Source organism: Nguyenibacter vanlangensis, from assembly GCF_013376155.1.
Lineage (GTDB): Bacteria > Pseudomonadota > Alphaproteobacteria > Acetobacterales > Acetobacteraceae > Gluconacetobacter > Gluconacetobacter vanlangensis.
Genome location: NZ_JABXXP010000147.1, coordinates 1 through 5913 on the forward strand (window position 1 = coordinate 1; position 5913 = coordinate 5913).

Sequence of the window (5913 nt, forward strand, 5' to 3'; positions counted from 1 at the left end):
GGTTCAGGCTGCGGGCCAGCATGCTGCGCGCCCGCTGGGGCAGGGTGGCGGGCCCCCGATAGCGGGCGCGGGCCGGCAATCCCTCCAGAGGCAGCTTGTCGATCAGCCTTTCACCGATCATGACGGGCTTCCAGCGCGTCAGCGCCAGGGACTGGTCCCGTACGAAGGTCTCGGACAAGGGCAGAATTTCGGTGCGATAGATCCCCACTATCGGGCAATCCTGGTCGCCGACCTGCTGAAGCATCCGTTCCTCCTCCCGTCGACTGGCCCCGTCGACTTGCCCCTGGCGGGCTGCGTTGGCGTCAAAGACTGGTGTCCGCATAGGCTTTCGGCGCGATGATCCGGTCCACGACCTCGTCCCAGCCCAGCATGTGCGGCCGTATCGGCGCGCGATGCGCCAGTGCCTTGTCTATGGCGTCACGGATCGTCTCCGGTACGCCGGGACGGTAGCCATAGCGCCCCTCCTGATCCCCCAGGGCGAATTCGGGGCACACCGCCGGTATCCCGAACATGCCGAACTGACGCAATTTCAACGACGTATCGATCAGATACCGCGGCGTCTGCCGGTCCAGATACGGTGCCACGCCAAAGGCCGCATGCTGGACATAGGGCAGGGTCTGCGCGAACGGCATCTCCTCATGCACGATGATGTTGCCGGCCGACAGCCCGTTCGCGGCCTTGCCCGCGCCGATGACGTGAAAATCGATGTCCGGGAACAGCGAGGACGCGATCGTGAAGAAACTCGCATCGAACAGCATGGACCCGACCGAGACGCAGCTTCGCCGATTCCCATACGGCGTCGGATAGTCGTTCTGGGCGATCGTACGGTCGATCCCGTGCGGAATGAAATACGATGTCCGATTATGCGGCATGCCGTCCTGCAAAAGGCGCGACGGCAGGCGGACGGTATCGATGCTGTCGAAATTGGCGCGAAACCGCCGCTTGATCGTCCCGGCCGCATCGATGACATCCAGGTCGTCCGATGCAAGGTAGATAATGCGCGCCGCAGGGTTCAGCTTCCGCACATCCTCGATGAAAACCGGCGCCATGCCGGACTCGATGAAGACCATGTCCGCTTCGCGCAGCCATTGCCTGGGAATGCGCGGAATCAGCCGCCGATAAAGCCAGAACAGCGATTCTTCCACGGGCGCCAGGGCCGGCCGCCGCATATTGAACGGATGCCAGCTCGTTCTCCACAAGAAACATTCCACGCCGTCGACATATTCCACGCGGTTGGCCCGCGGGGCCAGGTCGGCCCGCGTGTCGCCCCTGTGCTCCGACAGCCGGCTCAGCCCGACCGAGAAGAAACGCGTCTTTCCCCGTTTCGCCATTTCGGCGGTAATGAAATGCACGCTCGCCTTCCGGCGAGAGCGATAGTCATGCACCGATATAACCAGTGAAACGGTCATACGAACATTCCGCCTCTACTTCGTTGCAAAGAACGCAGGGAAGATTGCAATGAAAGGTCAGGACGTAATTGTGTCTGGACGTAATCGATTCAGGCAAACCGTCTCACACGGCGGCGGACGGCCGGACATCTTGAAGTGACGCTTATATGAAACTCAGGAACGTTTAAACTCAGCGAGTTAACAAAGCGTATCTGCACTTGCACCCTGAATAAGGCAATTTGTTGACCATCCGCACTCCGGAATCAAGAAACTATTTCGCCTGTTGGAAAAAAAGATATCGCATCACGGAACCTTGAGCTTGCAATGCGCGGGCGGGAAGGGGTAGGTGATACAAAAATACGTGGTCACGCCATGTCAGCGGCTGCGTGCGGCATTCCAGCCTTTAAAACGTTTTTCACACCCGTTGGTCGGGCTGGTCGGCGAACTTCATGCGCCGTCGGGCGATAGTGTCGCGATATGTTTTGTATTTATGTCTGTCTGATCCCGGCCTGTGCCGGGGGGTTTCTTCTGGCGGAGAGACGATGAATGTCGGACCATCTGTTCGAGGCGCGTTCCGAAAAAGCCTATTTGCAGCAACTGACGTCGCTGCGCGGGGTCGCCTGCCTGGTCGTCCTGGCGGGGCACGTCATCCAGGTCATCCGTTACGATCCGGTGCCGCGGACGCCGGGGGGGCGCCTCATTCATGACCTGGTGACGTACGCCTTCAATGCGCAGGCGGCCGTCCTGCTTTTCTTCGTATTGAGCGGCTGCGTCTTGTCGCTGTCCCTCCGCCGCGTCCGCCGATTCGATCGCGACACCGTTCTCGGCTTCTATCTGAAGCGCGTGTTCCGCATCTTTCCCCTCCTGTGGGTTTCCGTCGCCTTTTCCATCGCCGTGACGGTCTATGTGCGCGACAGCATGAATGTCGGCGTCTTCGTGGATTGGCTCGCACGCAATCTGGGGGCGCCGGTATCCCCATCCCATGTCGCCCTGGCGCTGCTCGGCGCGTATACGCGCTATAACGGGCCGATGTGGTCCCTTCGGGTGGAACTGATCTTTTCGGTCGTTTTCCCGCTCATCCTGGTGCTGATGCGTCATGCGCGCCTGCGCCCGTGGGCGCTGGCCGGGTTCTTCGTGCTGGCGCTGGTGCCGATGCCCTCGGAAATCGGCCTGAATTTCGGCCTGTCCTTTGCGATCGGCGCCCTGATCCCCCTGCTCCCGTCCGTGGCGTGGGCGGCATCGCCGGCAGTCCCGGCCGCCGCGACGGTGATCCTGCTCTATGACCGGCTGGCGCTCGGCGGGCACGCCGTGCCGGAACAGGTCTATAATATCATCGAATCGCTGGCGGCGTTCGTGATCGTCCGCGATCTGTACGCCTCTGGCCGGTCCTTCGCCGTGCTCACCCATCGGCGCATGGTATGGGTGGGCGAACTCTCATACAGTGTCTATTTGCTGCATTTGCCTATTTTGCTGGCATTGTTTGATTTTTTACAACATCGCATGGGCACGCGGCTTCTGCTCGCCGCGCCCGATCTGACGCAGGCGATGCTGGCGGTCCTGACGATCGCCGTCACGCTGGCCGTTTCCAGCGTGACATATCGCTGGGTCGAATTGCCGCTGCATAATCTCGGGCGGTCCCTGGCGCGCCGCCTGTCGTCCGATCCGCGACCCGCGTGGGAGAATGCCAGGCTGAACCCCGCGCTTCCGACGGCCCCTGAACTGGCCCGTGAACTGGAAGGATGAGCATGTCTCTCGCGGTGGCCGAACGGGCCGCATCCCCGGCCGACCTTCGCAAGGGCGGAAAATACCTCGTCATCGCCGGGGCGTCGTTCAATCTCGCGCTTTGCTTCATTTCCACCCGCCACTGGGTGCATGTCGGAAATCCTCTGATCGCCCTAGTCGAAATCATGATCATGGGGACGGGCTTCTATATGATCCGAAACCGGATCGATCGTCCGGCGTTCTGGATCATCGCGGTCACGGTCGGTTTCCTGCTCGGGGCCAAGCTTGTGAACCCGGCCATCAGCTTCAAGATCGTCCATGATGTCGGCATCATGTACATCTTCTACGGCCTGGGCCGCATGGCGACCGAACGCACGGCCCGGTCCACGATCTGGATCATCATGGTCCTGGTCCTGCTGGTCGGGTTCATGGAACTGGTTCTGACCGGCCTTTATTCCCAGATGTTCAATATATGGGATTACTACGTGCAGAAAGGCGTCATCGCCAGCGATACGGTGAACTACAGCAACACCAATCTCTTCCTCAGCGGCAATCGCGGCGCCGCCGCCAGCCGGACGTTCTTTCAGTCGATATTCGGCTCGCATCGCGTGTCCTCGATTTTTCTCGAACCGGATTCGCTGGGGAATTTCTCCGCCATCGTGTTCGCCTGGTGCCTCAGCGTGTCGCGCAATCAGCCGGGACGCCGCTATGTGGCGCTCTACGGGCTTTCGGTGCTGTGCTTCATCCTGGCCGATTCCCGCTTCGCGTCGGGCTGCTGCGCCGCCATGCTCCTGCTCCGCCTCAGCCCGTTCTGCAAGATGCCCATGGTGTCCTTCATCCTGCCGATTCTCGTCGCCACGGCGCTGACATTGGTCGGCTCGATGCACGAACTGCCCGGCGTGCTGCCCGCGATCATCAACGACGATTTTTCCGGGCGCCTGGTCTTCTCGGGGCGATTGCTGGATTACTGGAATGTCGGGCAATGGTTCGCGCTGGCGCCGTCCCAGGTCTATACGGCCGACACGGGCTATGCCTATGTGCTGAACAATCTCGGCGCCATCCTGACTTTGTTCTATCTCGGATTATTCTCCTTCCGCCGGCCCCTGACGCATGAGGGCGCGATCATGAAATCCATGATCTCGGTCTATTTCGCCACGTCCCTCTGCATCGGCGCCTCGGTGTTCACGATCAAGACCGCAGCACTCCTGTGGTTCCTCTACGGCGTGACCGAGACGATCCGGCCGGCAAAAACATGGCGCCCCGCCCCGAAAATGGCATGGGCCGGCCGCGCCGGTCCCCTGCCGGGCGCCGCGATCTGATCCATTGCGGGGAAAATACCGATGTTTCTTGGCATGTTGACGCGTTCCGCCGCCCTGGCCCTTACCCTGGCCCCTACCCTGGCCTCGGCACTGGTCCCAACCCTGGTTCCAACCCTGGTTATCGCCGAAATGCCGGCTTCCGCCCGGGCCCAGGATTACAGGGGGGTCAATCTGGCGGGGGCGGCCTATTCGTCCAACAAGATTCCCGGCCGCTACGGGTATGATTATCTTTTCCCGAAACCGGCCGAGATCACCTATTTCCACGACAAGGGCATGAACATCTTCCGCCTGTCGGTGCTGTGGGAACGGCTGCAACCCGCATTGCGCACGCCCCTGGACGCCGCCTATCTGGGGCGGATCGATAATTTCATAAGCCAGGTGCACGCGGTCGGCGGGACGGTCATTCTCGATATCCATGATTATGGCCGCTACCGGGGCACGCTGATCGGCGGCGACAGCGTATCCGCCGCCGATTTCCGGGATTTATGGACCCGCCTGGGCGCCGCGTTCCGCGACCGGCCCTATGTCTGGTTCGGCCTGATGAATGAACCGCAGCAGAGTTCGGCGCAGGATTGGGGGGACATCGCCCAGCAAGCGATCCTGGGCGCCCGGCAGGCGGGCGCCCGGAATCCCGTCCTGGTATCGTCCGTCAATTGGGACGCCGCGCATGGCTTCGCCGGCCTGTTCGGGCCGGTCGCCGAAAGGCTGCGCGATCCCGCGCACAACATGGTCTTCGAGGTCCATGAATATTTCGACCAGGACAGTTCGGGCCGCAGTCCGGACTGCATCCCCGCCGATCAGGCGGTCGGCCGCCTGGCCTCCTTCACCGATTGGCTCAAGGCCACGCACCACAAGGGATTCCTCGGCGAGTTCGGGGTCGGACGGAACGATCAGTGCCTGCAGGACCTCGACCGGATCGCCGCCTATCTGCGCGACAACCGCTCCGTGTGGCTGGGCTGGACCTATTGGGCGGCCGGCCCCTTGTGGGGGGAGTACATGTACACGCTGGAACCGACCAAGACCGGGCAGGATCGCCCCCAGATGACGGTGCTCGACACCTACCTGCCGCGGGGCCAGGACCGGACGATACGGTAGCGGACACCGGGCCCGAAATCATGGACTCGAAATCATGGGCCCAAACTCTTGAGGCTAAAATCTGGGGGGCAAAATCATGTCCGAACCGATCGTCGATATCCTGATGCCCGCCTACAATGCCGAGGCCACCATCCGCCAGGCGGTCGACAGCCTGCGCAACCAGACGCGCTCCGATATCCGGATCGTGGTGGTCGATGACGGCTCGCGCGACGGAACGGGCCGCATTCTGGCGGAACTGGCGGCCGAGGATCCGCGGGTCGTCGTCGTCACCCAGCCGAATGGCGGGATCGTCGCCGCGTTGACGCGCGGCATGGCGGCCTGTTCGGCGCCTTTCCTCGCCCGGCTCGACGCGGACGACATGGCCGCCCCCGACCGGCTCGAACGCCAGC

At 62.1% G+C, this 5913-nt stretch carries 5 protein-coding genes and 1 pseudogene; 4 read left to right on the top strand and 2 right to left on the bottom strand.

Annotated features, from left to right (window positions below; all coding sequences use genetic code 11):
- Positions 1-244: pseudogene (locus tag HUK84_RS09055) on the bottom strand (glycosyltransferase); the annotation flags it as partial.
- 58 nt (positions 245-302) lie between these two features.
- On the bottom strand, positions 303-1352 hold the full coding sequence (locus HUK84_RS09060; protein ID WP_317135268.1) for a GumK N-terminal domain-containing glycosyltransferase: 1050 nt from the start codon (positions 1350-1352) through the stop codon (positions 303-305).
- A 582-nt stretch (positions 1353-1934) separates the two neighbouring features.
- On the opposite strand from HUK84_RS09060, the gene HUK84_RS09065 reads away from it, so the two are divergent.
- From HUK84_RS09065 to HUK84_RS09080, 4 genes are all read left to right on the top strand, one after another.
- Positions 1935-3131 (top strand): acyltransferase family protein, encoded by a 1197-nt coding sequence (locus tag HUK84_RS09065; RefSeq protein WP_176640006.1) that lies wholly within the window; start codon positions 1935-1937, stop codon positions 3129-3131.
- A 2-nt stretch (positions 3132-3133) separates the two neighbouring features.
- Positions 3134-4429 (top strand): polysaccharide polymerase, encoded by a 1296-nt coding sequence (locus tag HUK84_RS09070; protein ID WP_246285572.1) that lies wholly within the window; start codon positions 3134-3136, stop codon positions 4427-4429.
- A 33-nt stretch (positions 4430-4462) separates the two neighbouring features.
- Positions 4463-5524: a glycoside hydrolase family 5 protein gene (locus HUK84_RS09075; RefSeq protein WP_246285573.1), complete on the top strand. Its 1062-nt coding sequence runs from the start codon at positions 4463-4465 to the stop codon at positions 5522-5524.
- A 76-nt stretch (positions 5525-5600) separates the two neighbouring features.
- Positions 5601-5913, top strand: a 313-nt coding sequence (locus HUK84_RS09080; RefSeq protein ID WP_176640007.1) for a glycosyltransferase family 2 protein, incomplete at its 3' end; no start/stop codon positions are given.

Excerpts from the sequence above, each read along its gene's own strand:
- HUK84_RS09070 (WP_246285572.1), top strand. The coding sequence starts at position 3,134 with ATGTCTCTCGCGGTGGCCGAACGGGCCGCATCCCCGGCCGACCTTCGC.
- HUK84_RS09065 (WP_176640006.1), top strand. The coding sequence starts at position 1,935 with ATGTCGGACCATCTGTTCGAGGCGCGTTCCGAAAAAGCCTATTTGCAG.
- HUK84_RS09075 (WP_246285573.1), top strand. The coding sequence starts at position 4,463 with ATGTTGACGCGTTCCGCCGCCCTGGCCCTTACCCTGGCCCCTACCCTG.